Raw genomic sequence first — 25,672 nt, 5'->3', positions numbered from 1 at the left:
AGGCCTATGTCCTGAGGCAGGCCTGATCTGGGAAGAAGGAGTTTGCTTATGAGTAGTATGAAGAAAAAGCTGACAGAAAGGTGACGAAAAAGCTGGAACCCTATCTGTATCTGCTGCCGGTATTTGCCCTGTTTGGGGTATTTACATTCTATCCCCTGATCCGCACCGTGGTAATGAGCCTTTCTTCCGTTAATTCCATGGGAGAAATCGTCAAATTCGCGGGATTGAAAAATTTCCATACCCTGTTCCGGGCAGAGCAGTTTTGGAAAAGCTTTCGGACCACCTTTGTGTTTGCAGCCTGTCTGGTTCCACTGGAATTATTGATCGGGGTAACCTTAGGGCTTCTCGCGGATAACCGGAAAAAGAAAACCAGCCCCATCCGCACCATCTTTGCCCTGCCCATGTCGATCTCCTATGCCTGCGGGGCCATGATCTGGCTTATGATGTTTAACCCCACTGCCGGCCTTATTAATTCCGTGATCGGAAAGCCGATCAGCTGGTCCGGTGACCGGATACATGCAATGCTTATGATCATTATCACAACCTGCTGGCTGACGGCCGGTATGAATTTTATCTATGTACTGTCAGGGCTCCAGTCAGTGCCGGATGAGCTTTACGAATGTTCCAGGCTGGAAGGAGCGGGCTATCTGCAGACGGTGCGGCATATTACGCTGCCCTGCATCTCCCCCACGCTGTTTTTCCTTCTGGTGATCAATACAGTCAATGCCTTTCAGATCTTTACCCAGGTCAAGCTGATGACAAAGGGCGGTCCAGGGGGAAGCACATCTGTGATGGCGTATTCGATCTATGAATCCGCTTTTGTGAGCAACCGCTGGGGATATGCCAGTGCACAGTCGATCGTATTCTTTGTGATACTGCTGATCATTTCCATCATTCAGTTTAAGGCAGAAAAGAAGGGGGTGTTCTATCAATGAGACCGAGTACCCGCATAGGGAGAACCTGTTTTTTGGCGGTGCAGATACTGGTAATATTGGTTATTCTATGTCCTATCCTGTATGCGCTGGATATAAGCTTTTTACCGCTGTCCCAGATATTTGGCAAGCCGCTGAAGCTGATTCCCCATGAACCGGACCTTTCTTATTACGTTACGGCATTTCAGAGAGCGCCCCTGTTTCGCTATCTGGTCAATACGGTAATCATTGCGGTATGCATTACGGTTGGACAGGTCTTTCTGGCATGTATCACGGCATTTGCATTTGCCTACTTTGATTTTAAAGGGAAAAATGTACTGTTTATGGCCATTTTGGCAACCATGATGATACCGGGGGAGTCCATTGTCCTGTCCAATTACCTTACAATGGGGGAGCTGGGCCTGTTGGACACCTATGTTGCAATGATCCTGCCATCCCTGGCATCTGCCACCACCATCTTTTTTATGCGCCAGGCGTTTTTGCAGACACCCAGAGAGCTGTATGAGGTGGCTTCCATGGAAGGGTGCAGCAGCCTTCGTTTCCTTCTGGCGATCCAGATCCCGCTGTCCAAAGGCGCCATGGGGGCTGTTGGGATCTACACGTTCATTAATGCATGGAACGCTTATATGTGGCCTTTGCTGGTGACAAATACGGATAAAATGCGCACGGTCCAGATCGGCATCGGTATGCTGCTGGATGCGGAATCCGCGGATTACAATGTGATGATGGCAGGCGTGATCATCGTTATGCTGCCAACCCTTTTGCTGTTTACATTTGGACAGAAATATATACTTTCAGGCGCTTTGTCAGGAGCCATGAAAGGCTGAGCATGATATTAAGAGCTACAAGGAGGAAAATACAGTGGAGTTCACATTTTTAGGCACAGGAGCTGCAGAGCAGTACCCGGGGTTATGGTGTACGTGTGAGTATTGTACAAAAGCAAGAAAAATGGGCGGGCGCAATATCCGTCATACCAGTTCGGGCCATTTTGCAGGAGATTGCCTGATTGATTTTCCACCGGAGACATTTACCCAGGGAGAGCGCTATGGAGTTGATCTGCTGGCGTCCAGGCTGCTGTTGGTAACACACTCCCATGAGGATCATTTCTATCCCCAATTGTTATACTGGCGCTACCGTCCCAAGGAAGCGGCAGACATGTCGGAGGAGGAAAAGTTTAAACGGGGATATAGCAGGCAGCAGGAACTGCCCACACTGTATATCTACGGAAACCAGTGTACATACCATACGTTGGCGGATCATTTTAACGGACAGGATCTGGAAGATTTCGCAATTAAGTTCATTGTCCCGGAGCTGTATCAGGAATATGAATGCAACGGGGTCAGGTTTGTGCCCATGGAAGCTTCCCACATAGACCGCGGCAGTTCAAAGGGTCTGATCTATATCGTTGAAGCCCAGGGAAAGACGTTTTTGTACGCCAGTGATTCAGGGCCGTATACGGAGAGGACCAGGAAATGCATTGCCGCCCATAAATTTGACGCAGTCATTATGGAACAGACCTTTGGCAATGCGGATAAGGGAAATTATCATATGGATTGGGACCACGCCATGGAGGCCATGGAGTTTTTTAAGGACGCAGGGATATGGAAGAATAAAGAGCGGATTTACTGGACGCATATGAGTCCACATAAGACCCCGCCCCACTCAGAACTGGAGAAACTGCTGGAGGGGACACCCATCACTCCGGCCTATGATGGTCTGAAAATTGAGATATAACTGGAGAACAGCATGATTGCAAATTATCACACACACACCTGGCGCTGTATGCACGCATCAGGCACAGAACGGGAATACGTAGAAAAGGCGATTGAGGGCGGGCTTAAGATTCTTGGATTTTCAGATCATACACCCATGCCATATTCCGGCGGATATGTCAGCAATGTGAAAATGAGGCCGGATCAGCTGGAGGATTATGTGGATACGATACTGAAACTGAAAGATGAATACAAGGACGATATTGAGATCCATATCGGGCTGGAAGTGGAGTATTATCCAAAGTATTTTAAAGCCCTGCTTAAGATGACAGGGCAGTACCCCATTGAATATTTTCTGCTGGCCCAGCACTATCTTGGAAATGAAGTGAATGACTTTTATTGCGGAGCGCCCACGGACTCCCAGGAACGTTTGGCAAGATACTGCGGTCAGTCAAAGGAAGCATTGGAAACAGGATGTTTTACATATTTTGCCCATCCGGACCTGATTAATTTTACCGGGGACCGGGCAGTATATGGCCGCTGGATGCGCCAGTTATGCCACTGTGCCAATGACCTGGACATACCGCTGGAGATCAATTTCCTGGGTATTGGAGATAAGAGGAATTATCCGAATCCGGAATTTTGGAGCATTGCAGGCGAGGTGGGAAACAAAGTGATCTTTGGATCCGATGCCCATCTGCCGGACCGGGTTTGGAATCCCCAGGCCCTCTCATTTGCAGAAGAACTGGTAAACAAATATCATCTAAAGCTGGTGGACCGGGCGTGTCTGCGCGCGCCTAAAGAACCTCAAACTTGTGACTGATTCAGGCGGCAGTTTTGTCTTTCGGAAAAATGGATGGAATTGCCTGCGGATCATCTGAAAGGGTACTCATAAGAAGGACCGGGATTGACTCCAATGGATCGGAACAATGGAACCTTCCGTATCTGATCATTCGGATATTTGATATTTTATATGAGACAAAGGATTTTTCCCAGGCAGTACATTCTGTTCTGGCCCTGATCGGAGGGATGTTCGGCGTCAGCCGCACCTATCTTTTTGAGAGCAGCAGTGATATGGAGTATTGCACCTGTCCACACTGCAATATGCCATCAGGGAAAACGGCAAATTCTACGGTTTTGTAGGGTTTGATGATTGTAAGATCTGCCGCCTGTGGACCAGGGAACAGATGGAGGCGCTGACTTTGATCGGAAAGCTTTTATCGGTATTCCTGATGAAGGATAAGTATGAGGCAGAGATTCCCGGAGAAGGCCATTGAATTAAGACCACCGCAATGAAATCATTTTTTAAGTTATGTGAAAATGAAACTTCCCCATGAAAAGACTGGATGCAAATAAGCTAAGACGGAGGTGCCAATGGTTTTATGGTGAGAGCCCATTAAACGATGAAGGATAGAAGTGTTATATGATTCCACAGAAGGATCAGGAGATGTGTCAACAGGTTCCGGTAAGGCCGGCACGTTGGCGCATCTTTTTTGTTTCACAGATAGTTCATGATTTTACACCCTGATTTTTAAGGTGTGTTTCAGCTTAAGCTGTTAGGATGTCAGCAGGAAAATAAGCGGAGATGGTAAAAAAGAAGGGCAGATATCCTGTTTTACTTTTGGCAGCCGGCATCCTTTGATCTTCCCAATGTGATCTCTGTGGCTAATTTAAGCTATGACGGAACACTGTGCGGCAGATCCAATTACGGTTCGGATTCCGTGGATCTGGCGGCTCCGGGTACATACATACTCAGCACCACGGCAGATCAGGGATACAGTTATATGACCGGCACTTCCATGGCCGCGCCAATGGTCTCCGCGGCAGCCGCCTTGGTGTATTCCTATGGTGAGAATATTTCTGGCCCTTAGTCAGAGTTATTAAAGCGGCCCTGAAAAGGAGGATTCATGGATAGAAAAAAATTCATCAAGGTACTTTGCATCGATTTCCTCATTGCCCTGGTCTGTGTGTGGGGATTCCTTTTATATTTCTATATACTGCCCCGTAAGGACAAGGACGCAGGCACGGTGATCCTCGATACCCGGGAGATGGAAGGAGAAGGATTTGAGCTCCCGCAGCAGGGCCGTGAAGGCACAGGACCAAAGAACCAGGAACGAAGATCCCCGGAACAAACAAATACAAAGCGCCGGGGCGGACCCGGAAACGGCAATTCCAATACCAGGTCAATTGCCTCGGACCGGGATGCAGAACAGCCGGAAACGGCTGAAAAGGAAGAAACAGAACTTTATACCATCAGCGATGGGACCATGCAGGTGTGGGTTAAGAAGACCCGTCTGGGAACAGGGAACAATGCCATTACCTATTATACGGCGGATTTGTATCTGACATCCATCCGGCAGCTAAGGACGGCCTTTGCCCTTGGAAGTTATGGCAAGAATATGAGGGAATCCACTCTTGAGATGGCTGAGGATCACCAGGCACTTCTGGCAGTATCCGGGGATTCCTATGGAAACAGTGAAAGCGGGATCGTTGTCAGAAACGGAATCTTGTACCGCTCTGAAGTGGGCGATGCGGAGATCTGTGTCCTTTTTTATGACGGGACCATGGCAGTTTATGAACCGGAAGAATTCAACCGGTTGGGAATCCTTGAAAGAGATGTATGGCAGGTCTGGAATTTTGGCCCCTCTCTGCTTGAGGATGGGGAGATAAAGGAGGCATTCCGGACCACCGCCTATCTGAATAATGAGAATCCCAGATGCGGGATTGGGTATGTGGCACCGGGCCACTACAAATTTGTGGTGGTGGACGGAAGAAATGCAGGTTATTCCAAAGGGGCGTCAATGACGGAGTTTGCCAGGATCATGAAGGATGAGGGCTGCGTGCTGGCCTATAACCTGGATGGAGGAAAATCCTCATCCATGGTCTGGGATGGGCAGTATGTAAACCGTCCGGCCGGCGGGGGACGGGATATCAGTGACATAATTTATATTGGAAAGGCGGGATCAGATGAATAAGAAAATAGATCGGATACTTCCACACATTACGATCATCATGTCCCTGTGGGTGGGCACACTGTGGGTACTGGACCAGTTAAATCCTCTCATGGGATTTATGGATTGTTTTGTCTCAAATACGGTGCAGATCGTATTCTGCTTCTTGGTACTGATTCATGGGATTCTCCGGGTTTGGCAGCAGTGTGGTGAAAAGGGGACGGTCCTGATAGGGCTTCCCGCCCCCAAACGGGCAGAGGAGGCGGATGGGGAAGGGAAGGGATCAGATTGAGGGCAGCACAGGAAAACAGAGAGCCGGGGATATGTAATTGTGTCGTAATACCGGCATTTGAACCTGATTTCAGGCTGCTGTCCCTGGTAAAGGGACTGTCAGGGTATCCTGGGATTGGGATCATTGTTGTAAATGACGGCAGCGAAAAAGGATTGTGCACACTCTTTGGGCGGACAGCAGAATATGCCACGGTGCTGTTCCATAGAACGAACAGAGGAAAGGGGAGGGCTGTCAAGACCGCGCTGGACTACATAAGAAAGAACAGAAAAGAGGCAAAAACGATCGTTATCGCCGATGCAGACGGACAGCACAAGGCGGAGGATATCCTGCGGGTCCTGCATGCAGCCCAGGGGTATGAACACCGGATGGTTCTGGGAGTCCGAAGCTTTTCAGGGGAAGTCCCCTTCAGGAGCAAATTTGGAAATGCAATTACGTGTGCTATATTTTACTGTGTAACAGGTACGTTTCTCAGTGATACCCAGACTGGCCTTCGGGCATTCCATGTCCGGCTGATCCCCCTGCTGCTTCGCATCAGGGGAGAGCGGTATGAATTTGAGATGAACACGCTGATGCAGCTGTCAAAGAGAAGGATCAAATTTGAGGAGGTGGGAATAGAGACCGTGTACTTGGATCAGAATGAGTCATCCCATTTTCGGGTGATAAGGGACTCCGTACGGATCTATTGGAATATTATAAAATTCGCATGTTCTTCCATGGCTTCCTTTGCCGTGGATTATGGACTTTTCCTTTTGTTTTGTGCAGGATTGTCACGGGTTGGAGCAGAGATGGTCGCAGCCGTGGCGGTCAGCAACGCGGCTGCCCGGGTCATCAGCGCCTGCTGCAATTTTTGCTGGAATCGAAAATATGTATTTCATCACAAGGGCAGCAGCCTAAAAGCAGGGCTGCAGTATTTTAGTTTGGCCCTGGCAGTTCTCTGTATCAATACGGCTTTATTATCATGGCTGGTGGTATATGGGCGGATGGGGAAGGCAAGGGCAAAGCTGTGTGCGGAATTATCCTTATTTGCCCTCAGCTTTATCATACAGCGGTTTATGATTTTTGGGAAAAAGGAGATTAGGCAGGCACAGTAAAGGAGGCGCGTCAGCTGGTTCCGGTGATACCGGTCCATTGGCGCTTTTTCTTTGTGCTTTTTCGGTATTTTTCTGTTGTTGTCTATGATCTTGATTCATGCTATAATCATTTTAATGCAAAACTCTGTCCATATATGCATTAGAATACGAATAAAAATTCGGAGGCGGGAGAGCCATGAAAAACTTTAAGGTAGCAAATAAGTTATTTATCTCGTATGCGGTCATCATAACCATGCTGATCGCGGGATGTGTGGTTAGTATTGTGGATCTGGTGAAGCTGGGGGGACAGATCCAGACATTTTACAATGGTCCCTTTACGGTTAACAGCAGCGCCAATATTGTGAATGCAAATTTTGAAGGAATGCAGAAATCCGTTTACAGATCCATATCCAATACAAACCCTGAGATCATACACGAGGCAATGGAAAACGCAGAGGACGCGGCCCGGGCCATCCAGGAGCAGCTTCCGGTCATCGAACAGCACTTTATGGGTGATAAGGAGATCATTGCACGGCTGGATGCGGCTCTCACAAAACTGACGCCCATGCGGGAGAAGGTGTTGGACCTGGCAAGCCGGAATAAGAAAGCGGAAGCGGCTGATTACATGGAAAAGAACAATATCCTTGTGATCAGGGAAGCACAGACAGAGCTGAACCACCTGATAGAGAATGGGAACACAAAGGGGGAAGTCCTGGTTGCGGGATTGAGGGAGCGGCAGATCAATGCAGTGACATCAATGGCCGTGCTGGGAATTGCAGGTATAATCATCAGCGCCGGGTTTGGATTCTGTATTGCGCGGGGCATTACACAGCCGGTCAGGGAACTGGAGCAGGCGGCCCGCAGCCTGTCCGAAGGGGATTTTTCCGCCATACGGATTACATACCGGTCAAAGGATGAACTGGGAAATCTTGCGGATGATATGCGCAGCATGGTTGCCACGCTGTCTTCGGTCATTCAGGATGAAACATATCTTTTGTCTGAAATGTCCAAAGGAAATTTAAAGGTGCGCAGCAATCAGAAAGAGCGCTATTTGGGGGACCTGAATCAGATGCTGGTCTCCGTGGAAAAGATCAACAGCAGGTTAAGCAGTACCCTGCTTCAGATCAACCAGTCGGCCAGAGAGGTGGCGGCTGGATCCGAACAGGTTTCCCAGGGGGCCCAGACCCTGGCCCAGGGGGCAACGGAGCAGGCTGCATCGGTGGAGGAGCTTTCCGGCACCATCAGAAACATATCGGATCAGGTGGTCAGAAACACGGAAAATGCAAAGAACTCCAGTGAACGATCCGGTATGGTCCGGTCAAAGGTATTGGAGAGCAGCGTCTGTATGGAGGAGCTTCTGGGCGCAATGTCAGAGATCAGTAAAGGTTCCGGTGAGATCAGAACAATTATGAGGACGATTGAGGACATTGCATTCCATACCAACATTCTTGCCCTGAACGCATCTGTGGAAGCAGCGCGGGCGGGGGAAATGGGGAAAGGCTTTGCAGTGGTGGCAAAAGAGGTGCGCAGCCTGGCGGATAAATCCGCATCTGCTTCCAAGAGCACGGCTGCATTGATCGAAAGCTCCCTTCAGACCATTCAGGATGGAAAGAAGATCGCAAATAAGACAGCGGTTTCCCTGACTGAAGTAGTCCGGGGAGTTGAGGGCGTGACGGATTCCCTTAATGATATTGCGGAAGCTTCCACGGATCAGTCGGATGCGATCCTCCGGCTTTCCGAATCGGTCAATATAATATCCGGGGTGGTGCAGACCAATTCCGCCACAGCGCAGGAGAGCGCTGCGGCCAGCGAGGAACTGTCCTCCCAGGCACAGTTTCTAAGGGGATTAGTTGATTACTTTAAGCTGGAAGAAGGCGCATAGACCTGCAGAAAAGAAGACATCTTTGGTGAACGGTATCTTTGATAACGTCCAGAGATGTTTTTCTTTTTATTGCATTTTTTGTATGATATAATAAAAGCCACAAAAAAGATAAAGGGGAGAAAATCTTTGACAGACAGCGAGAACATGATCTATAATCTGGTCTGCGATTATTATGAGACTAGGATATTAATGGGGGCGTGCCGGTACGGTGAGCTGCTGCCCTCCATTTCCAAAATAGGAGAAAGTTTTCAGATGGCTCCCCGGACAGTGCGGGCCGCATTTTCGCGTTTGGAGGAGAAGGGATATATCAGGATCGAGTCCAGAAAAGCGGCAAAGGTCATATACCAGGTAAATGACGAGCGTATTAATGAAAACGCTGCTCTGTATTTCGTGCCAAGACGGGAGGGAATGGTGGATTTTTGCCATTCCGGCAGATTGCTCATTGAACCGATCTGGGAATACGCCCAGGGCAGCCTTGATCAGGAGACATGGGGGAGGCTAAAGCAAAAACTGGCCCAGGCGGCAAACGTGGATCTGTCTGTCTCCACCCGTCTGCATATCTACGCCTTTGCCGCATTGCAGAACAAACTGATCCTTAATTTTTATTGGGAACTTCTCCGGTATATCCGCTTTCCCTATCTGTCCGGTTATGATGCGCATCGGGAAAGGGACAGGGAGTTACTGACCCATGGGGAAGAGAATGACACCGTGTTTATGAGGGCGGCCTTTGAAGAGGATTTCGGCCGCGGCTTAAAGCGCCTGCTGGCTTTCTGTTCCCAGGCGGAGGAGAGATACGGCTTAAAGGGCAGGGAGCAGATTCCTTTCCGGTGGAGTGTATACCGGCAGAGGCCGCAGCTTTGCTATACCTTGGTGTCCCGAATCATTTTTGAGATCATAAAAGGAACCTATCCAATTGGAAGCTTCCTGCCGTCCCTGCCCACCATGTCAGAACAATTGGATGTATCATACCGGACCTTACGCAGGGCCGTCAGTATCCTCAACAGCCTTGGGATCATCCACTCCTACCAGGGAAAGGGGTCCCGGGTCTTAATGACCACAGGGTCAATTGATTTTCAACGGCCGGAGATAAGGGAGGGATTCCGTCTCTACCGGGACAGCCTGCAGTTCATGGCATTGACTGTGCGCCCGGTATTCCTTTACACATTGGAGCATGTGGAACCGGAGGAACGCCAGCGCCTGGCAGAGAAATTTGCGGATATAGTTAACAGGCACAAGTGCCAGTACTGCTTTAAACTGGCAATTGATTTTATCCGCAGCCAGTGTCCGCTGGCCACGGTAAGGGAATGCTACGTCAGGCTGGAGGAGTTTTTGGTGTGGGGATATCCCTTTGTATTATACCGGGCCGGTGAACAGCGTCTGCAGGAGGAATATGCTCAGATGACCTGGGCGGCGGCTGAGTACCTGAAAAAAGGGCAGTGGGAAAAGTTTGCGGATCATTGGAAAGAACTGATGGAACGCGAGTATGAGAAGGCCGGGGTCATGCTTTTTTAGCAGTGATACATAGCCAATGGCGTTTTTCTTCATATTCATAGGAGACATCCGCAAAACCAGCCTTTTCCAGACGGTCTTTTAGATCCTCCCCGCTGTAAATGGTCATGCCCTGAATCAGCTTGGACCATCTGTCGTTTTTGGGATCTGATTCTTCATTGCAGATCAGGAAAATTCCGCCGGTGCGCAGGGTGTGGCAGACCTGCCTGAAGCAGGAATCCAGTTCCGGCCAGAAATAGACAGTCTCAAAGGCAGTGATCAGATCAAAGGAATTGCCTTCAAAGGGCAGGGCAGAGGCATCTCCCTGGATGATCCGGCAGCGGCCGGCCCGAACAGCCGCGTTATTGGTTTGCCTGGATTTTTCCACACTTACGGAGGAGTAGTCCATGCCCACGGCATTGATTTGAGGTGCGGCCAAGAGCATGGCGGCCAGATTGGCCCCGCCTCCGCAGCCAATATCCAGTATATCCATTCCGTCTCTCAGGGCGAGATGGGAAAGCCCCCAGCCAGCCAGGCCGGCATGCCCCTTATTCATCATGGTCACCATCAGTTTTCCCACAGCCCCCTGGGGTTTGCATGTGTTTTGAAAAAACTTATTCATTATCTTATCCTCCATTCTGTCGCCCTTTTGGCGGTATGCACCATATAAGAAGTTCCTTGACCGAATGGTAGACCAGGGCCAGGAACAGACCGTGTTTGTCCCCAAGCCGGGTGTAGATAGAACCGGTGCTTGTCCGGGCCTGCCTGGCAATGGAGCGCAGGGATACCCCCTGATACAGATCTTGGCACAGCCATCTATGTGAGAGTCTACATCACCTTCTGGATGATCCAAAACATTGTTATGAAACACTGGTTTGAATTTAACATGAATGTCCCCCTTTCTTCAAGCGCCCAGTTGATAAAATAGTTCGTTAACCATCTAATGAGAAAATATCTCCATATCAGATTCTTTTACGTAATCAACGTCCTGTCTGTTAATACTACCCAAAACACATACTGTTAATCAAAAATTTATAGACATAATGCTTGCAAAAATAAGATATGGATGTTATAATCCAGTTAATTAGTCCAGTGGACTAACTAAATCATATTAATGCAGATCAAGAGGAATATACCATGATTAACCAACAAGTGATAAAAGCCGTTAACAAAAAAAAGATATATATGCTGATCTCAGAGAACCCGGGGATTTCCAGAGTGAATCTGGCTGCCAGGACCGAACTGAGCAAGACCACGGTTTCAGCCCTTGTGGATGAGCTGATCCAGGAAGGCCGTATTGTGGATGAGGGTGCGGTGGAGAGCAAGCGCCAGGGGCGCAGGCCCAACAGCCTGGCGGTAAATGACAGGAGGGATTGTGTCATTGTTCTCAACTGGAGAAAGCGCACCATCCAGGTTTCGTTGGTTTCCGCCGGATTCGAGGTTGAGATACTGGAGGAGACGGCTCCGGCAGAGGGGGAGGACCCGGCGGTCCGGATTTGGTCCATTACCAAGGATTTTATGGACAGGCACTGCGGGGAACGGCATGTGCTGGGGATTTGTCTCGTGATCCCGGGTATTATTGACAGTGAAAAAAAACGGATTATTTCCATGGTCCTGTCCCTGGGCGTGGACGACCAGGTGGTGACCGGTCTAAGGGAACAGGTAAAGGATCTTCCCCTGGCCATATTCAACGATACGGCCTGCCTGGCCTATGCGGAGAACGCCTTTGGCAATGTGGATATTAAGAACTATGTGTACCTGAACATCAATGAAGGCGTGGGTGCCAGTTTGATCCAGAATGGGAATATCCTGAGAGGGGCCACCGGTATGGGGACCCAGTTCGGACATTTTTCCATTGACCGGGACGGCGAGCCATGCAGCTGCGGCAACCGGGGATGTCTGGAGAACCGGATCGGAGAGATCGTGCTGGCAAAACGTGCCTTGGAATGCAATGCCCTGGAGGAATTTGAGGGAACGGAGCAGATCCTGTTCCGCCATGTGGGGCAGCTGGCACAGCAGGGAAAACCGGGGGCGCTTCGCCTGATCCGCGCGCTGGCGGATGATCTGAGCTTTGGCCTGGGCAATCTCATCACCATGTTCCACCCGGATACCATTATCATCGGAGGAATGGGGCGCAAGCTTGGGGATCTGTATCTGGAACGGGTTTTGGAACGGGTGAAGACCGTGGGGTTCCGTCAGTTTGTAGAGGACGTTGATATCCGTTTTACCACACTGAGGGAGGATGCGGTATTCCGGGGGGCGGCCAAGTATTTTATGGACACCCACTATGATTTTATGGAAGATATGAAGGGAAAATTATTTTTGTATTAAGGAGGATATGGTATGAAGCGGACCATAGGAGTTAATTCCAACTGCTACCACGGTTACAGCGTGGAGGATGCCCTGGAAGGCATTGCTGCGGCAGGATTTCATTACGTGGAGCTGACCGCCACCAAGGGGTGGACCGAGCATGTGTTCCCAAGCCAGACATTTGAGTATCTGGACGGTATCAGGGAAAAGATGAAGGAACTTAAGCTGGTGCCCTTTGCCATGAGTGGACACTGCAACCTGATGGACCGGGAACGCCTGGAGGATTTTATAAGGAATATCAGGCTGGCTGCATTTTTCGGCTGTGACTATATTGTCTCCTCCGTGGGGGAGGCACACCTGGAGGACAGGGAAAAGGCAACCCTTGAGCTGGTGGCAAAGCATATCAGGATGCTGCTCCCATACCTGGAGGAATGCGGCCTTACCCTGGTTTTAGAGACCCATGGGGAACATGCCACAGGGACCATATTAAAGGAGATAACGGACCGCATCGGTTCGCCACTGGTGGGGATCAACTATGACACGGCCAATGTGATCTATTATGGAGAGGTGAAGCCCGAGGAGGATATTGACACCTGCATGGCAGATGTGAAATTCATCCATTTAAAGGATAAAGCCGGGGAGATAAAGGAATGGAATTTTCCCGCTCTGGGAAAAGGAAATGTGGACTTTTCACAGATCTTCCAAAAGCTTTCCCTGGCGGGGAACGGCTGCCCCTTCAGCATTGAGATTGAATTTACGCCTGAGGGCGCGGGAAGTCTGGAAGCGGTAAACCAGGCTGTCATGGAATCAGCCGCCTACTTAAAATGTCAGGGATTTGAACTGTAACAGGGAGATCGTTACATCCTGACGTTTCCAGGGGCCGATGGGATCATGGAGCCTGTCAGGTGTATCAGATAGAATATGAAGGAGGATCATTCATGAGAAAGATGAAAAAAGTAACAGCGCTTCTGATGGCCGGTGCCATGGTGGCATCCATGGCCGCATGCGGGGCAAAGCAGGAGCCGGCGGCAGCCACAACAGCCGCACAGAGCCAGGAGAGCAAGGAGGAGACCACTGAGGCAGCCAAGTCCGGGGATACCGCCCCGGAGGAGACCACAGGGGAGGCAAAAGCAGCCAAGGACAGCTACACATTCGGCTACATTGCTTACGACAATACGGATATCTGGAACGAGTATTCTTCCAAAGCATTTGAGTACGCTGCTTCACAGGCGGATGTGGAGGTAAAAACCATTGTCCTGGATTCCAAGAACAGTCTGGAGGAATCCATCACAGCCATGGAATCCCTGATCCAGCAGGAGGTGGACGGCATTTCCATATTCCCTATCTCCACAGAGCAGGGAGCACAGCTTGTAAAGATGGCCAACGAGGCCAATATCCCGGTTACCATTGAAAACTTTGCAATGGATATTGATGATCCCGGGGATTACATAGCTTCCGTGGCCTGCGAATATGACCAGATCGGTTATGCGGCCATGAAGTATATTGCTGAGACAAAACCAGGGGCAAAGGTATTTTTCTGCGCGGGCCAGGAAGGCGCGGGCGTATATGAGAAGTACCAGGAAGGCGTGGACCGCGCGCTGGCGGATCTGGGCGACCAGGTGGAAGTGGTTGCAACCCTTCACGGCGACTGGCTGACAGACAAGGCGTACAATGTAACCACGGACTTTATTTCCACAGGACAGGAGTTTGATTACATTTTCGCAAACAACGGCATGATGGCCCAGGGCTGCTATCAGGCATTAAAGGATGCGGATATGGCGGACATCCCCATTGTCTCCACAGGCGGTTCACCGGACGACTATAAGATGCTTCAAGACGGCGTGGAGGCTGCTAATATGACAGCCCCCGTATCCATCCAGGGCGTTCAGACCTTTAAGAACCTGTATGATGCCGTGGTAGAGGGCAAGACACCTGAGAAATTTGTTTCCCTTCCCATCGTGCCTGTATCTGCGGACAAGCTGGACGAGTTCATTGCATGGGATGACTATGCAGCTGCTTACGACTATGTATACGGCAAGTAAAGGATCGATCAGGACCAAGTAAGAAATTTATGAAGCTGCCTCATGGCGTGTTTGAGAAATCATTGCACCTTCAGGCAGCTTTATTGAGAGTTACAGGAGGTGATACGAATGAATGTTGATTATAGGGAGAAGCCGATCCTTGAAATGCAGGATATTGTCAAGGAGTTTTCAGGCGTATATGCGCTGTCCGGTATCACTTTTGATCTGTACCGATCAGAGATCCACTGCCTGGTGGGGGAGAACGGGGCCGGAAAGTCCACATTGATGAAGGTGCTCAGCGGCGCCTACACTCCCAGCGGCGGAAAGATCTGTATTGACGGAAAGGATTACAGGACCCTGACACCCACCCTGTCCAAGGAGCTGGGGATCAATATTGTATATCAGGAAAATGATCTGGTTCCCAGTATGAATGTGGTGGAAAACATTTATGTGGGAAATGAAGTGGCGGACCGGTTCGGCCTGGTGAATTTTAAGGCCATGCTGGAGGAGACAAGGCGTCAGATGGAGGACCTGAAGATCCACATCGACCCGTTGACAAAGATCGAGGACCTGTCCGTGTCCGACCAGCAGTTTGTGAAGATATTAAAGGCTCTTTCCATTGAGCCAAGGGTACTGATCATGGATGAACCCACGTCCATGTTTAATGTGGAAGACGCGGCCAAGGTCCTGCAGCTGGCACAGACCATAGCGGCCAAGGGGATCGGAATTATATATATTTCTCATTATCTTGAAGAAATTCGGCAGATCGCGGACCGTATCACGGTTATCCGCGATGGGGCTGTTGTAAATACATATGAAAATACAAACAGGGACATTGAGCTCTCCGTCATTACCCGGGACATGGTGGGCCGTCCCGTGGACACCTTTTACCAGAAAGAAAGGCATGAGATCGGGGAAGTGATGCTGGAGGTCAGGGACCTGCAGCTGAAAAAGGAGGGGCCTAAGGTCAGCTTTGCGGTGAGAAAAGGGGAGATCCTTGGATTTGCCGGCATGGTGGGAGCAGGAAGGACAGAGATCGTAAGGGCTCTCACCGGTGCGGACCCCAAATACGGGGGAGATGTTTTGATCAACGGCAAAAAAGTAGTGATCCGCAATCCCAGGGAAAGCATTGAACATGGGTTTGCCCACATTACCGAGGACCGGCAGGGATTGGGCCTGATGCTCCATATCAGTGTGCTGGAAAATGCCACCATTGTGGGACTGGGGAAACAGATCAAGGGCTTTTTGGTGGATATAAAAAAGCATCCGCGCCTCATTGAACCCCTGGTACAGAAACTGAGGATAAAAACCCCCAGTGTGTGGACAGAGGCGGTTTACCTGTCAGGCGGAAACCAGCAAAAGGTGGTTTTGGCAAAATGGCTGTTTGCGCAGCAGGAGATCTATATATTCGATGAACCCACAAGGGGGATCGATGTGAATGCCAAGGCGGAATTTTATAAGCAGATGTCTGAGCTGACCAAACAGGGAAAATGCATTATCATGATCAGCTCGGATATGCCGGAGCTGATCTCCATGAGCGACAGGGTGCTTGTGATCCGAAACGGTGCAGTGGACAGTGAGCTTACCGGAAAACAGATCACGGAGCAGGAGATTATTAAACGAGCGTTAGGGGTGAAAAAAGATGAACAATAGGAAAAAACTGTTAAAAGACCAAAGAATTCTGTTGGCATTTGTAATTGTGGCCATCATTGCGGTGGTGTCCATGATCAATCCGAAATTCATCGCAGTCAAAAACCTCATAACCATTTTTCAGCAGATTTCCGTGATCGGTATCCTGACAATGGCTATGAGTATGCTGCTGATCAGCGGAGGCATTGACCTGTCGGTGGGGAATATCATGGTTTTGTCAGGGGTTGTCATGGCACAGATCATCAACACAAGCAGGAATATCCCTCTGGCTGTTGCGGCCGGGATCGGGGCAGCGGTCGCCTGCGGAGTGCTCAACGGGTTTGTGATCGCGAAAAGCAAGTGCATCCCCCTGATCATTACCCTGGGGACCAGCCAGGTGTTTTACGGGCTGGCGCTGACCATATCGGGAGGCAGGATCATGAGCTTTGGGGGTGCATTTAATGCCATTGGAAAGACAAAGCTGTTTGATGTATTTCCGGTAATGCTGTTTGTGCTGGCCGCAATGGTCATGCTGTCATATTTCCTCATGAACAAGACCAAGTTTGGAAGACGCATCGTGGCCATTGGCGGCAATGAGAAAAATGCCTTTTTGTCTGGTATCAATGTTACCAGGTATAAGATCATTATCTATGCCATTGCCGGCTTTTTCTGCGCCATAGCAGCGGTGATCTTTTCAGCCAGGATCGACTCCATCACCGCCAATGCTGGAACCGGATATGAAACCAGCGCATTGACCGCGGCCATCATTGGCGGAGTTACATTTGACGGAGGCAAGGGGACTGTCTCAGGAGCGTTTCTGGGCTGCGTGCTCATGGGCGTTATCAGCAATGCCATGAACATTCTCCAGGTGGAGACCTATATCCAGACCATTATCACCGGAGCCATCATTGTCTGCGCGGTGGTGCTGAGCAATATAAATAATATTAAGAAGAAATAGGAGGTAGGGCAGTGGTAAGAATAGCAATCTTAGGAGCCGGTTTTATGGGAGGAACCCATGGAACCGCCTACCAGAATATCAGTAATGCTGAGATAGCGGCTGTGTGTGATCAGAACGAGACATTGGGAAGAGCGTTTGCGGAAAAGTATCACTGCAGGTACTACAGCAGTTTTCACCAGATGTTAGAGGAATGTCAGTTTGATGTGGCGGATATATGCCTGCCCACATTTCTTCACGAGGAGTATGTGCTTATGGGCGCCAGGCACAGGAAGCACATATTCTGTGAAAAGCCGGTGGCCCTTGAGGTCAGCTCCCTGGAGCGTATGATGAAGGCGGTAAAGGAGGCCGGGGTCCTGATGATGGTTGGCCAGGTGCTGCGGTTCTGGCCGGAATATGTGAATGCCAAGGAAATGTATGAGAAAGGAAGTTTGGGTGAACTGAACTATGTGTTTGCAGCCCGCATGTCGGAGCACCCCGCCTGGAGCCAGTGGTACAGGAAACCCCAGAACAGCGGAGGCGGGCTTTTGGACCTTCATCTCCATGATGTGGACTACCTGTGCTGGCTTCTTGGAAGGGTCAAGAGTGTGTACGCGTCCGGAAAGCAGAACAAAGACGGATGCTGGAACTATGTGAGCAGCATGCTGACATTTGAATCAGGCATCTCCGCCTCCGTCCAGGGAGTGATCGAGATGGAAAAGGGATATCCCTTCACTATGGAGCTGCGGCTGGTGGGAAGCCAAAAGACCTATGAGTACGCCATGAAGGCAGGGCATAACCTGGAGGATGTGGCATCCTCCAAACGGGAGACGCGGATTTACGAAAACGGCGCCATAACTACCCTTCCCGTCAACCTCAGGGACGCCTATGAGATTGAGCTGGAACACTTTGTGGACTGCATTGACCGCAGGTGCGAATCAGGCATCATCACAGTGGAACAGGTGCGGGAGGTGCTGTGCACCATGGAAGCCATCAAGACCTCCCTGGAAACAGGGGAAAAGGCAGAGGTGGATTATGACAGGCAGGCTTCGGTGTAGTCGGGGAATTTCCCGGACTATATTCCGAGAGTGCATTTCATATAATAGGAGGGAAGAATGAAAACCGGAGTCAGTATGTTTTCTTTTACAGAGGATGCGGATCTAAGGCATCTGTTTCCACTGGTCAAACAGGCGGGATATGATGGAGTGGAACCTGTCCTCAGCGAGAATGGATATTTAAACCAGAACACATCGGAGCGGGAAATACTGGAGATAAAAAAAATGGCACAGGACACAGGGCTGGAGATACCCAGCGTGGGGGTATGGTCCCTGTGGGAGAACAACCTTGTGTCCAACGACCCGTCCATCCGGCAAAAGGCAGAGGATATTATAAAAAAACAGATTGAATGCGCTGCCCTCATGGGAGCGGATACCATCCTTGTGGTACCCGGTTATGTGGGCTGCGACTTTGCCTCCAAACCGGAGCGGATCCGCTATGACGTGGCCTATGAGCGCTGCGTCAAAGCCTTTAGGTCCCTGGCTCCCCTGGCTGAACGCGCCGGGGTATCCATTGGGATCGAGAATGTGTGGAACCGTTTCCTCCTCTCCCCCCTGGAGATGAAGAGACTGGTGCAGGATGTGGGTTCTCCCGCCATGGGAGTCTACTTTGACGTGGGCAATATCATGTATGTGGGCTACCCCGAGGACTGGATCGGGATCCTGGGAAGCCTGATCAGGAAGATCCATTTATCCGATTACCGCACCGGCCAGGCAGGCTTGGGAGCCTTTACCGACCTCTTTGCAGGGGACGTGGACTTTGTAAAGGTGACAGAGGCTCTGAGGGCAGTGGGCTACAATGATTACCTGACCCTGGAAATGCTCCCTAACTACAAGCAGTTTCCTGAGGTCTCCATTGTCTCCAATAAGGTGGCGGTGGACCGGATATGCGGGATGATGGGGTGAGGAAGGATGAAGGGGCAAGGAAGAATGAAGGGGCAAGGAAGGATGAAGGGGCAAGGAAAGATGAAGGGTCCGGCTGTTAGTTTTCCAGGCTCAAAACAAAACGTTTCATATATTCCGATGGCAGCATCCCGGTATTTTTGAGGAATACCTTGGTAAAGTACCGGGTGCTGAAATACCCCACCCGCTCAGCCGTTTCCCGGACACTGGATGTCTGCCCGCCGGACATAAGTTCCCGGGCTTTTTTCATCCTGACACCGGTGAGATGGTCAATGAAATTTTCCCCTGTTTTCAGCTTGTAGATGCGGCTGAGATAATTGGGGGAGATATCGATCATGTCCGCAATGGTGTTAATGCCGATCTGGTCCATATAGTGTTCATCCACATAGGCATTGATCCTGTCCACCAGGTCCACGGTCTGACGGCCGGAGATCATCTGCTTTAAAAGCTCTGTGAGCTGGCTGTAGGAGCGGATATGGACATCTTCGCCGGATTCAAGGGATAGGATGCGGTTCAGGGAAGGATCACACAGGGACAGGATCCTGTCCTGATGGGAAAACTGGTCCAGCTGCGGGATCAGTTTCTGAAATTCCATGCTGTCCCCTGCCCGGTGGGCCAGCAGAAGCTTTTCCAAAAGGCCGGAAAAGGGCAGCAGCTCCTTGTGGGCGGCGCGCTCCCTATCAGAGATCAGAGACCCCAGGCAGACGCAGTATCGCAGGCTTTCCTCCTTTTGGATGGACTCGATCTGTCCGAACAGTGAGGAAAGCCCGTCAGCGGACGCATAGAACCCGGTTGCAATACACCCGCAGGTCTCGTTAAAGTATTTCAGATCCGGTATAAACTCGTCCGCTGTAATGGAGGCGCTGGCAAGGAAGCACAGCTCACCGGTAGACAAAAACGAGATGGTGGACAGCGCCCTGCGGCGTTTACAGATGCGGGATAGAACAGTGCTCAGAGCATCCAGGTCCCTTCGGAAGGTCTCCTGTTCATAGTGGTCAAAATAAAAGAGCAGCACAGTGTAGGGAGGCAGGACAAACCTGGGGGCCTGCAAAAAGCCGATGGTGGTGTAAAGGTCAAGGATTTTTTCAAACTCCAGTTCATAGTCCTTTTTCAGCAGCGCCTCCCGCTCCCGGCAGATGGCCAGTGCCTTTTCCATGGTGGCCTGCACCTCGTCCAGGCTGGCCGGCTTTAGCAGATAATCCAGGGCGCCCAGCTTTAACGCCTCCTTGGCATAGGCAAATTCAGCGTATCCGGTGAGCATGACAACCGGTATCCTTCTGGCGCTGAACTTTGAAAATGCCTGCAGCCCGGTGAGCCTGGGCATGTGGATGTCCAGGAAGATCAGGTCAGGGGTTTCCTGTTCCAGCATTTCCAGCAGTTTTTCACCGTCCGATGCCTCCAGAAACTGATGGGCGTCAGGATAAAGCTCCTCTATCATATTTTTAAGTCCCAGCCGGGTGAGACGTTCGTCATCAGCCAATATGATCTTCATGTTCCATATCCTCCTCCAAAGGTATTTTAATAATGACGGATGTGATCCCATCCTCCAGACCGATCTCAAATACCGCTTGGGGATGGATCATCCTGATCCGGTTTTCCACATTGCGGATCCCTACTTTTCCCTCTGCATAAACGGCGTCTACCTGAATGGGGACGCCGTTGTTGCGTTCCTCCAGGATCAATGCGCGGTCGCGGACAGAGGCCGTGATCCAGATGATAATGGAGATCCCCTCCGTATCCATGCCGTGCTTGATGGCGTTTTCCACCAGAGGCTGGATGAGAAGCCGGGGAATGGAGATCCCGGCAGCCTCCTCCTCCACCTGGCAGTGGAAGGTCAGGCGCTCGTCATAGCGCATTTTCAAAAGCTGGCAGTACTGGGTGCAGAATGCGAACTCCTCCTTTACCGTGGTCAGCTTGGCGTTGTTGCAGGTGTAGCGGAATATCCTGGTCAGCTGTATGATGCTGTCCTCCAGTTCCTTTTTCATTCCCAGACGGTTCATGGAAATAAAGCAGTTTAACGTATTATAAAGGAAATGGGGATTGATCTGGCTTTGCAGCGCCCGGTATTCCGCTTCCTGACGGCTGATCTCATACTTGTAGGAGCGGTCAATGTAGAGCTGCAGCTTTTGTATCATTTCGTTTAAGTTTTCAGCGATCAGGGAAAATTCCTCTGTGTTAAAGGAATCATTCTTAAGGAGCACCGTGTCGGGCACGGATGTGTTTAAGTCTCCCTTTGCAACCTCCTGCATCACCTCCAGGATGGAGTTAAGGGCCAGGGATGTCCGGCGGGAGTTGGAGCGGAAAATAAAGTACGCGGTGATGATGGATGCCAGGCTTAAGGCCGCGGCCAGGCTCCATATAATGGACACCTCTCTGGCTGTATCCCTGCGGGAGGAGACAAACACCAGCTGCCACGGCATTCCTGAGATCTCACTTTTATACAGGTCATAGGTATCGCTTCCGGTCCGGATCGTCTGACCGGCCAGGGGGAGTTCGCGGATCACATCCTCCTCCACCTTTCCCACCTGGTAGACCAGGTTTCCATCCTGGTTCACAATGACAAATCCCGAGTTCTCACTGAGCGTTACATTCTTAAAGATATCCTTTATGATCTTGTCCGAGGCATCGATCCGTATCACTCCCAGCTTCCGCTTGGTGTACACATTCCTCACCGTGTGCACGGCAGAGATAACAGCCCTGTCCGAGCCAAGGTAAACAGGGGAATCCGATACAATAAAGTCATAGGGCTGGTCGTGGTCCAGATTATTCTGGTACCAGGCCTCCGACTCATAGGCATACTCGGTATTGTCTATAAAGTCGCTGTTTTTTGTGGTGGTGACCATGATGTGGTTGTCCGGGTTTGCGGGCACAAAGGACACGGCAAGAATATCCTCCCTGGCGGTGATCAGGATGCGCTGCAGGGCGGTGATGTAGTTCTGCCGGTAGCGCTCAATGGTGTAATCCCGTGACCCGTCCCGGGTATAGTTCCCATTGTCAACGGCCGTGTAAAAATTCAGTATATCATCATAGATATAAGGGGTCAGGGTCAGTCGCTTTAAGTCATAGGCATAGGTGCTTAAATGGGTGGAGACGGAATAGAGCGAGGTGGAAAAGTATTTGTCATTGTCTTCATAGATCCGGTTCTGGAAATAGCAGGCCAGCACAGCGGATAAGATGACAATGGGCAGCACAATGCTTATAAGGAACAGGGCCAGCAGGCGGCTCTGGAAACTTTGTCTTTTTTTCAGGCGTATCACAACCAATCCTCCCAGGGTATGTCTTACATGTTTATTCTACACAGATCAGACCTGTTTAGCAATTCTTTTCAGCCCCAGGATAGAAATGAGCTTCAAAGTGTAGATTTGGGTACCTTATGAAAATGGACCCGGTGTGATAGACTTAAGCTACAAAGAAAGCCGGCTGAAAAACACAGTGTAAAAAGGAGAAGGAAATTTATGAAGAAATTAGCGTTAGCGGCCCTTGCGGGCCTGATGGCAGTCAATATGATAGGATGCTCCAAAGCTCCCGAGGAGCCGGTGCAGACCGCAGAGCAGACGTCAGCTGAGAAGGCGGGAGAGAAGGAAGATAGCCAGGGGGAGGCGGCGGCATCCACAGGCGTGACCATTGAATTTTTGTACAACTTAAACGGCGAGGCGGTCAGTGACGCCGTACAGGAGGTATGCAAGCAGTTTACCCAGGAAACAGGGATCGGCGTGGAGGCAGTGATGCCAGGCAGCAACTTTTCTGATATTATGAAAACCAGGATGGCATCCAACCAGCTCCCCGATGCATGGACGACCCATGGCTGGGCAGTGGCCAGATATGCGGAATACCTGGCGCCCTTAAATGATTTTTCCTTTGCCTCCCACATCTCACCCAGTATTCAGGAGCAGATCACGGACCAGGATGGAAACCTGTTTACCCTTCCCATTGACATGGACCTGACAGGGATCATCTATAACGTGAATGTGCTGAAGGAAGCTGGAGTGAATGTGGATGATATCAAGACATGGGCTGATTTTGAGACAGCCTGCGAGCAGATCAAGGAAGCGGGAAAAACACCCATCCAGCTGGGCGGAAAAGATAATTACACCATTGGAAACATGATGGATTTCGTAGCCCCGACCCTGATCACCAACCAGGACGAGGCCAACCAGCAGGCGCTTTTAGACGGAAGCTTTGACTGGAGCAAATGGAACACCGTAGTGGAAATGATCGATTCCTGGAGACAGAAGGGATATTTTAACACAGATGCCGTGACCGCTGATTATATGACAGGGATCAAGGCACTGGCAGCTGAGAAGGCAGCATTTATGTTCACGGCAGCCAGCGGCATCACCGAGACTTATGTACAGAATCCGGACACGGAGATGGGCTTTATGCCGCTTCCAGCCAGGGAAGAGGGCCTTAAGCAGGCGCTGATGACAGGCGAGCATTTTGCAGTGGGCATGTCAAAGACCACAGAACATCCCGAGGAAGTGAAGCAGTTTATGGATTTCCTTGCACGTGAAGATATCTGCTCCTACCTGGCAACCAAATGCGGTATGCCCTCCGGACTTGACAATGTGGAAAGCGACACAGGAAGACTGGCGCCATATTATGACAAGTATTCAACGGACAGTTCCATCCTGAACATCCCTTATTTTGACAGAAAGTACCTGCCAAGCGGCATGTGGAACGATCTCTGCGTGACAGGAGCCACCCTCCTTTCAGGCCAGTCCGATGCCCTGACCATATCTGTAGACCAGATGAAGTCCAGCTATGAGGAAAAGAAAGCACAGGAGTAAATATGAAGGTTCGGAAAAATTCAGTCATCAATCTGTTTTACCTGCCGGCAATCCTGCTGTTTCTGGTTTTTGTGATCTATCCCTTTATCCAGGGTATCCGTCTTTCTTTTACCAACTGGAACGGATACTCACAGAGCATGAAATATGTGGGGATTAAGAATTACATCCGGCTGTTCCAGGATGCAAATGTAAAAACAGCCCTTGTCAACACATTGATTTACGGCATCATGAGCACGGTCATCCAAAATATATTAGGGCTTGGTTATGCCATGTTCTTAAACACAAAATTCAAGGGCCGTTCCCTGGTGCGCACCATTATCTACATGCCTGTCATGATCGCCCCGCTGATCATGGGCTACATCATGTACTTCTTTTTCCAGTATGACGGAGGGGCGGTCAATGATATACTGATCGCTCTGGGCATGCAGCCCGTGGACCTGCTGGTGAACAGCAATTACGCCATTGTGATCATTGTCCTGGTCAATTCCCTGCAGTTTGTGGGCGTTGCCATGGTCATCTATCTGGCCGGCCTGCAGAACGTGCCGTCCATGTACTATGAAGCAGCCATGCTGGACGGGGCTACCTTCTGGGAGCGGTTTCGCCATGTGACGCTTCCCCTTCTGATGCCGGCCATCTCATCCTCCACCATATTGAACCTGATCGGAGGACTGAAGCTTTTTGACCTTGTCATGGCCCTTACAAGCGGGGGACCAGGGTTCAGTACCCACTCATTGTCCACATTGGTCACCAACCAGTACTTTTCAGCCCAGTCCGCAGGCTATGCGTCTGCCGTCGGGATCTTCTCATTCCTGCTGATCATGATCATCAGCAATGTGGTAATGGGATACTTTGACAGGAAGGAGGTGGATGTGTAATGGAAAGCTCCAAGCGGTCCAATACCTGGAAATATATCCTGGCATTTGTTATCATTGTCATTCATTTTGTGCCCATTTACATGGTGCTTGCCATTGCATTCAAATCTCCTTACGACCACTCCTCAAGATGGGCGTTCCCGGGTTATGTGTACCTGAAGAACATATACACAGCCCTGGAACGGGGCGGAATGCTGCTGGCCCTCAAGAATACGGTTATCATCAGCGGCATTTCCATTCTCCTGATCGTGGTGGTGGGCGCCATGGCAGCTTATCCCATTGCCAGGAACAGAAACAGGATGAACAATCTGGTAAAAGGATTTATTATGGGTGTGATGATGATCCCGCCTTTAAGTATCCTGGTTCCTCTTTACTCCTTTATGGCAAAGGTGCAGGGGATCAACTCCTACTGGGGCATGATCGTAACATTGCTTACCTTCCAGCTGCCCACCAGCATTTTTCTGTTTTCCAGTTTTATAAGCAGCATCCCCATTGCCCTTGAGGAGGCTGCGGCCATTGACGGCTGCGGCCCGTTCCAGACATTTTTCAGGATCATCATGCCCCAGCTGAAGCCGGTGACTGCTTCTGTGGTCATTATCACCGGGGTGAACTGCTGGAACAACTATCAATTTGCTTTATATCTGCTCCAGTCGCCTAAGATCAAGACCATCACACTGGCCATTGCAGGCTTTTTCTCAGCTGATTCGGCAAATGTGAACGGGGCGGCGGCAGCGGCATTCCTGGGAATCCTTCCTGTGATCGTGGTGTTCCTGTTCCTTCAGAAATACTTCATACAGGGTATGGTGGACAGCGCCATTAAGTAGGAGCTCTCAG

25 protein-coding genes are annotated in these 25,672 nt (G+C 50.4%); 21 read left to right on the top strand and 4 right to left on the bottom strand.

All coding sequences use genetic code 11. The features are described from left to right. The first annotated feature begins 80 nt into the window (after nt 1-80). From HMPREF9469_RS14005 to HMPREF9469_RS13955, 11 genes are all read left to right on the top strand, one after another. Nucleotides 81-935: a carbohydrate ABC transporter permease gene (locus tag HMPREF9469_RS14005; protein ID WP_007862991.1), complete on the top strand. Its 855-nt coding sequence runs from the start codon at nt 81-83 to the stop codon at nt 933-935. After that, nucleotides 932-1,759 (top strand): carbohydrate ABC transporter permease, encoded by an 828-nt coding sequence (locus tag HMPREF9469_RS14000; protein WP_007862988.1) that lies wholly within the window; start codon nt 932-934, stop codon nt 1,757-1,759. The genes HMPREF9469_RS14005 and HMPREF9469_RS14000 overlap by 4 nt, the downstream gene beginning before the upstream one ends. Nucleotides 1,760-1,793: 34 nt before the next feature. Continuing rightward, nucleotides 1,794-2,666, top strand: coding sequence for an MBL fold metallo-hydrolase (locus HMPREF9469_RS13995; protein ID WP_007862987.1), 873 nt, complete (start codon nt 1,794-1,796; stop codon nt 2,664-2,666). Between the two features lie 12 nt (nt 2,667-2,678). Then, complete coding sequence (locus tag HMPREF9469_RS13990; protein ID WP_007862984.1) at nt 2,679-3,467, top strand: histidinol-phosphatase; 789 nt, start codon at nt 2,679-2,681, stop codon at nt 3,465-3,467. Nucleotides 3,468-3,726: 259 nt separating this feature from the next. Next, complete coding sequence (locus HMPREF9469_RS32050) at nt 3,727-3,921, top strand: hypothetical protein (RefSeq protein ID WP_157140297.1); 195 nt, start codon at nt 3,727-3,729, stop codon at nt 3,919-3,921. Nucleotides 3,922-4,251: 330 nt separating this feature from the next. Further along, complete coding sequence (locus tag HMPREF9469_RS13980; RefSeq protein WP_082082539.1) at nt 4,252-4,515, top strand: S8 family serine peptidase; 264 nt, start codon at nt 4,252-4,254, stop codon at nt 4,513-4,515. 36 nt (nt 4,516-4,551) lie between these two features. Beyond that, complete coding sequence (locus tag HMPREF9469_RS13975) at nt 4,552-5,619, top strand: phosphodiester glycosidase family protein (protein WP_007862980.1); 1,068 nt, start codon at nt 4,552-4,554, stop codon at nt 5,617-5,619. Beyond that, nucleotides 5,612-5,887, top strand: a complete 276-nt coding sequence (locus HMPREF9469_RS13970) for a hypothetical protein (RefSeq protein WP_007862978.1) — start codon at nt 5,612-5,614, stop codon at nt 5,885-5,887. Before HMPREF9469_RS13975 ends, HMPREF9469_RS13970 begins: the two co-directional genes overlap by 8 nt. Further along, nucleotides 5,884-6,978 carry a bifunctional glycosyltransferase family 2/GtrA family protein gene (locus HMPREF9469_RS13965; protein ID WP_007862976.1) on the top strand — a complete coding sequence of 365 codons (1,095 nt, stop codon included), beginning with the start codon at nt 5,884-5,886 and terminating at the stop codon, nt 6,976-6,978. Before HMPREF9469_RS13970 ends, HMPREF9469_RS13965 begins: the two co-directional genes overlap by 4 nt. A gap of 175 nt (nt 6,979-7,153) precedes the next feature. Beyond that, nucleotides 7,154-8,839 carry a methyl-accepting chemotaxis protein gene (locus tag HMPREF9469_RS13960; protein ID WP_007862975.1) on the top strand — a complete coding sequence of 562 codons (1,686 nt, stop codon included), beginning with the start codon at nt 7,154-7,156 and terminating at the stop codon, nt 8,837-8,839. A gap of 126 nt (nt 8,840-8,965) precedes the next feature. Then, nucleotides 8,966-10,351: a GntR family transcriptional regulator gene (locus HMPREF9469_RS13955; RefSeq protein ID WP_007862974.1), complete on the top strand. Its 1,386-nt coding sequence runs from the start codon at nt 8,966-8,968 to the stop codon at nt 10,349-10,351. On the opposite strand, the gene HMPREF9469_RS13950 is transcribed toward HMPREF9469_RS13955, so the two are convergent. Together HMPREF9469_RS13950 and HMPREF9469_RS33785 are read right to left on the bottom strand one after the other, a co-directional pair. Beyond that, nucleotides 10,338-10,949 (bottom strand): class I SAM-dependent methyltransferase, encoded by a 612-nt coding sequence (locus HMPREF9469_RS13950; RefSeq protein ID WP_007862973.1) that lies wholly within the window; start codon nt 10,947-10,949, stop codon nt 10,338-10,340. The two genes, HMPREF9469_RS13955 and HMPREF9469_RS13950, sit on opposite strands and share 14 nt — an antisense overlap. Nucleotides 10,950-10,953: 4 nt before the next feature. Continuing rightward, a complete protein-coding gene (locus tag HMPREF9469_RS33785; RefSeq protein ID WP_322746755.1) occupies nt 10,954-11,127 on the bottom strand; it encodes a TetR/AcrR family transcriptional regulator in 174 nt (57 codons plus the stop codon). A gap of 337 nt (nt 11,128-11,464) precedes the next feature. Between HMPREF9469_RS33785 and HMPREF9469_RS13945 the strand changes: the two genes are divergently transcribed. From HMPREF9469_RS13945 to HMPREF9469_RS13915, 7 genes are all read left to right on the top strand, one after another. After that, nucleotides 11,465-12,658 (top strand): ROK family transcriptional regulator, encoded by a 1,194-nt coding sequence (locus HMPREF9469_RS13945; RefSeq protein ID WP_007862972.1) that lies wholly within the window; start codon nt 11,465-11,467, stop codon nt 12,656-12,658. A 12-nt stretch (nt 12,659-12,670) separates the two neighbouring features. Beyond that, nucleotides 12,671-13,483: a sugar phosphate isomerase/epimerase family protein gene (locus HMPREF9469_RS13940; RefSeq protein ID WP_007862971.1), complete on the top strand. Its 813-nt coding sequence runs from the start codon at nt 12,671-12,673 to the stop codon at nt 13,481-13,483. 92 nt (nt 13,484-13,575) lie between these two features. Next, nucleotides 13,576-14,679: a sugar ABC transporter substrate-binding protein gene (locus HMPREF9469_RS13935; protein WP_007862970.1), complete on the top strand. Its 1,104-nt coding sequence runs from the start codon at nt 13,576-13,578 to the stop codon at nt 14,677-14,679. Nucleotides 14,680-14,787: 108 nt separating this feature from the next. Further along, nucleotides 14,788-16,311 carry a sugar ABC transporter ATP-binding protein gene (locus HMPREF9469_RS13930; RefSeq protein ID WP_007862969.1) on the top strand — a complete coding sequence of 508 codons (1,524 nt, stop codon included), beginning with the start codon at nt 14,788-14,790 and terminating at the stop codon, nt 16,309-16,311. Beyond that, nucleotides 16,301-17,245 carry an ABC transporter permease gene (locus tag HMPREF9469_RS13925; RefSeq protein ID WP_007862968.1) on the top strand — a complete coding sequence of 315 codons (945 nt, stop codon included), beginning with the start codon at nt 16,301-16,303 and terminating at the stop codon, nt 17,243-17,245. Before HMPREF9469_RS13930 ends, HMPREF9469_RS13925 begins: the two co-directional genes overlap by 11 nt. Nucleotides 17,246-17,256: 11 nt before the next feature. Continuing rightward, a complete protein-coding gene (locus HMPREF9469_RS13920) occupies nt 17,257-18,279 on the top strand; it encodes a Gfo/Idh/MocA family protein (protein WP_007862966.1) in 1,023 nt (340 codons plus the stop codon). 57 nt (nt 18,280-18,336) lie between these two features. Beyond that, nucleotides 18,337-19,182, top strand: coding sequence for a sugar phosphate isomerase/epimerase family protein (locus tag HMPREF9469_RS13915; RefSeq protein WP_007862964.1), 846 nt, complete (start codon nt 18,337-18,339; stop codon nt 19,180-19,182). 76 nt (nt 19,183-19,258) lie between these two features. On the opposite strand, the gene HMPREF9469_RS13910 is transcribed toward HMPREF9469_RS13915, so the two are convergent. Both HMPREF9469_RS13910 and HMPREF9469_RS13905 read right to left on the bottom strand, forming a co-directional pair. Then, nucleotides 19,259-20,671 carry a response regulator gene (locus HMPREF9469_RS13910; protein WP_007862952.1) on the bottom strand — a complete coding sequence of 471 codons (1,413 nt, stop codon included), beginning with the start codon at nt 20,669-20,671 and terminating at the stop codon, nt 19,259-19,261. Then, the gene (locus HMPREF9469_RS13905) at nt 20,652-22,436 is read right to left on the bottom strand and encodes a sensor histidine kinase (RefSeq protein ID WP_007862944.1); all 1,785 of its coding nucleotides are present in this window, start codon (nt 22,434-22,436) and stop codon (nt 20,652-20,654) included. Before HMPREF9469_RS13905 ends, HMPREF9469_RS13910 begins: the two co-directional genes overlap by 20 nt. Nucleotides 22,437-22,634: 198 nt before the next feature. On the opposite strand from HMPREF9469_RS13905, the gene HMPREF9469_RS13900 reads away from it, so the two are divergent. Genes HMPREF9469_RS13900 through HMPREF9469_RS13890 form a run of 3 tightly spaced genes read left to right on the top strand, consistent with a single transcriptional unit; the run spans nt 22,635 to nt 25,662 of the window. Beyond that, nucleotides 22,635-23,966: an ABC transporter substrate-binding protein gene (locus HMPREF9469_RS13900; protein ID WP_007862935.1), complete on the top strand. Its 1,332-nt coding sequence runs from the start codon at nt 22,635-22,637 to the stop codon at nt 23,964-23,966. Between the two features lie 2 nt (nt 23,967-23,968). Further along, complete coding sequence (locus HMPREF9469_RS13895; protein WP_007862934.1) at nt 23,969-24,841, top strand: carbohydrate ABC transporter permease; 873 nt, start codon at nt 23,969-23,971, stop codon at nt 24,839-24,841. After that, nucleotides 24,841-25,662: a carbohydrate ABC transporter permease gene (locus HMPREF9469_RS13890; protein WP_007862933.1), complete on the top strand. Its 822-nt coding sequence runs from the start codon at nt 24,841-24,843 to the stop codon at nt 25,660-25,662. The genes HMPREF9469_RS13895 and HMPREF9469_RS13890 overlap by 1 nt, the downstream gene beginning before the upstream one ends. Nucleotides 25,663-25,672 lie beyond the last annotated feature (10 nt).

The sequence above is a fragment of the [Clostridium] citroniae WAL-17108 genome, assembly GCF_000233455.1.
GTDB classification, from domain to species: Bacteria; Bacillota; Clostridia; order Lachnospirales; family Lachnospiraceae; genus Enterocloster; species Enterocloster citroniae.
The sequence above is the reverse complement of the archived record's forward strand: the minus strand, read 5'-3'. Positions and strand labels throughout refer to the sequence as shown.

Coding starts and splice junctions, on each gene's coding strand:
- HMPREF9469_RS14000 (WP_007862988.1), top strand. CDS start 932: ATGAGACCGAGTACCCGCATAGGGAGAACCTGTTTTTTGGCGGTGCAG.
- HMPREF9469_RS13990 (WP_007862984.1), top strand. CDS start 2,679: ATGATTGCAAATTATCACACACACACCTGGCGCTGTATGCACGCATCA.
- HMPREF9469_RS13975 (WP_007862980.1), top strand. CDS start 4,552: ATGGATAGAAAAAAATTCATCAAGGTACTTTGCATCGATTTCCTCATT.
- HMPREF9469_RS13970 (WP_007862978.1), top strand. CDS start 5,612: ATGAATAAGAAAATAGATCGGATACTTCCACACATTACGATCATCATG.
- HMPREF9469_RS13960 (WP_007862975.1), top strand. CDS start 7,154: ATGAAAAACTTTAAGGTAGCAAATAAGTTATTTATCTCGTATGCGGTC.
- HMPREF9469_RS13950 (WP_007862973.1), bottom strand. CDS start 10,949: ATGAATAAGTTTTTTCAAAACACATGCAAACCCCAGGGGGCTGTGGGA.
- HMPREF9469_RS13945 (WP_007862972.1), top strand. CDS start 11,465: ATGATTAACCAACAAGTGATAAAAGCCGTTAACAAAAAAAAGATATAT.
- HMPREF9469_RS13940 (WP_007862971.1), top strand. CDS start 12,671: ATGAAGCGGACCATAGGAGTTAATTCCAACTGCTACCACGGTTACAGC.
- HMPREF9469_RS13935 (WP_007862970.1), top strand. CDS start 13,576: ATGAGAAAGATGAAAAAAGTAACAGCGCTTCTGATGGCCGGTGCCATG.
- HMPREF9469_RS13930 (WP_007862969.1), top strand. CDS start 14,788: ATGAATGTTGATTATAGGGAGAAGCCGATCCTTGAAATGCAGGATATT.
- HMPREF9469_RS13925 (WP_007862968.1), top strand. CDS start 16,301: ATGAACAATAGGAAAAAACTGTTAAAAGACCAAAGAATTCTGTTGGCA.
- HMPREF9469_RS13915 (WP_007862964.1), top strand. CDS start 18,337: ATGAAAACCGGAGTCAGTATGTTTTCTTTTACAGAGGATGCGGATCTA.
- HMPREF9469_RS13910 (WP_007862952.1), bottom strand. CDS start 20,671: ATGAAGATCATATTGGCTGATGACGAACGTCTCACCCGGCTGGGACTT.
- HMPREF9469_RS13900 (WP_007862935.1), top strand. CDS start 22,635: ATGAAGAAATTAGCGTTAGCGGCCCTTGCGGGCCTGATGGCAGTCAAT.
- HMPREF9469_RS13895 (WP_007862934.1), top strand. CDS start 23,969: ATGAAGGTTCGGAAAAATTCAGTCATCAATCTGTTTTACCTGCCGGCA.
- HMPREF9469_RS13890 (WP_007862933.1), top strand. CDS start 24,841: ATGGAAAGCTCCAAGCGGTCCAATACCTGGAAATATATCCTGGCATTT.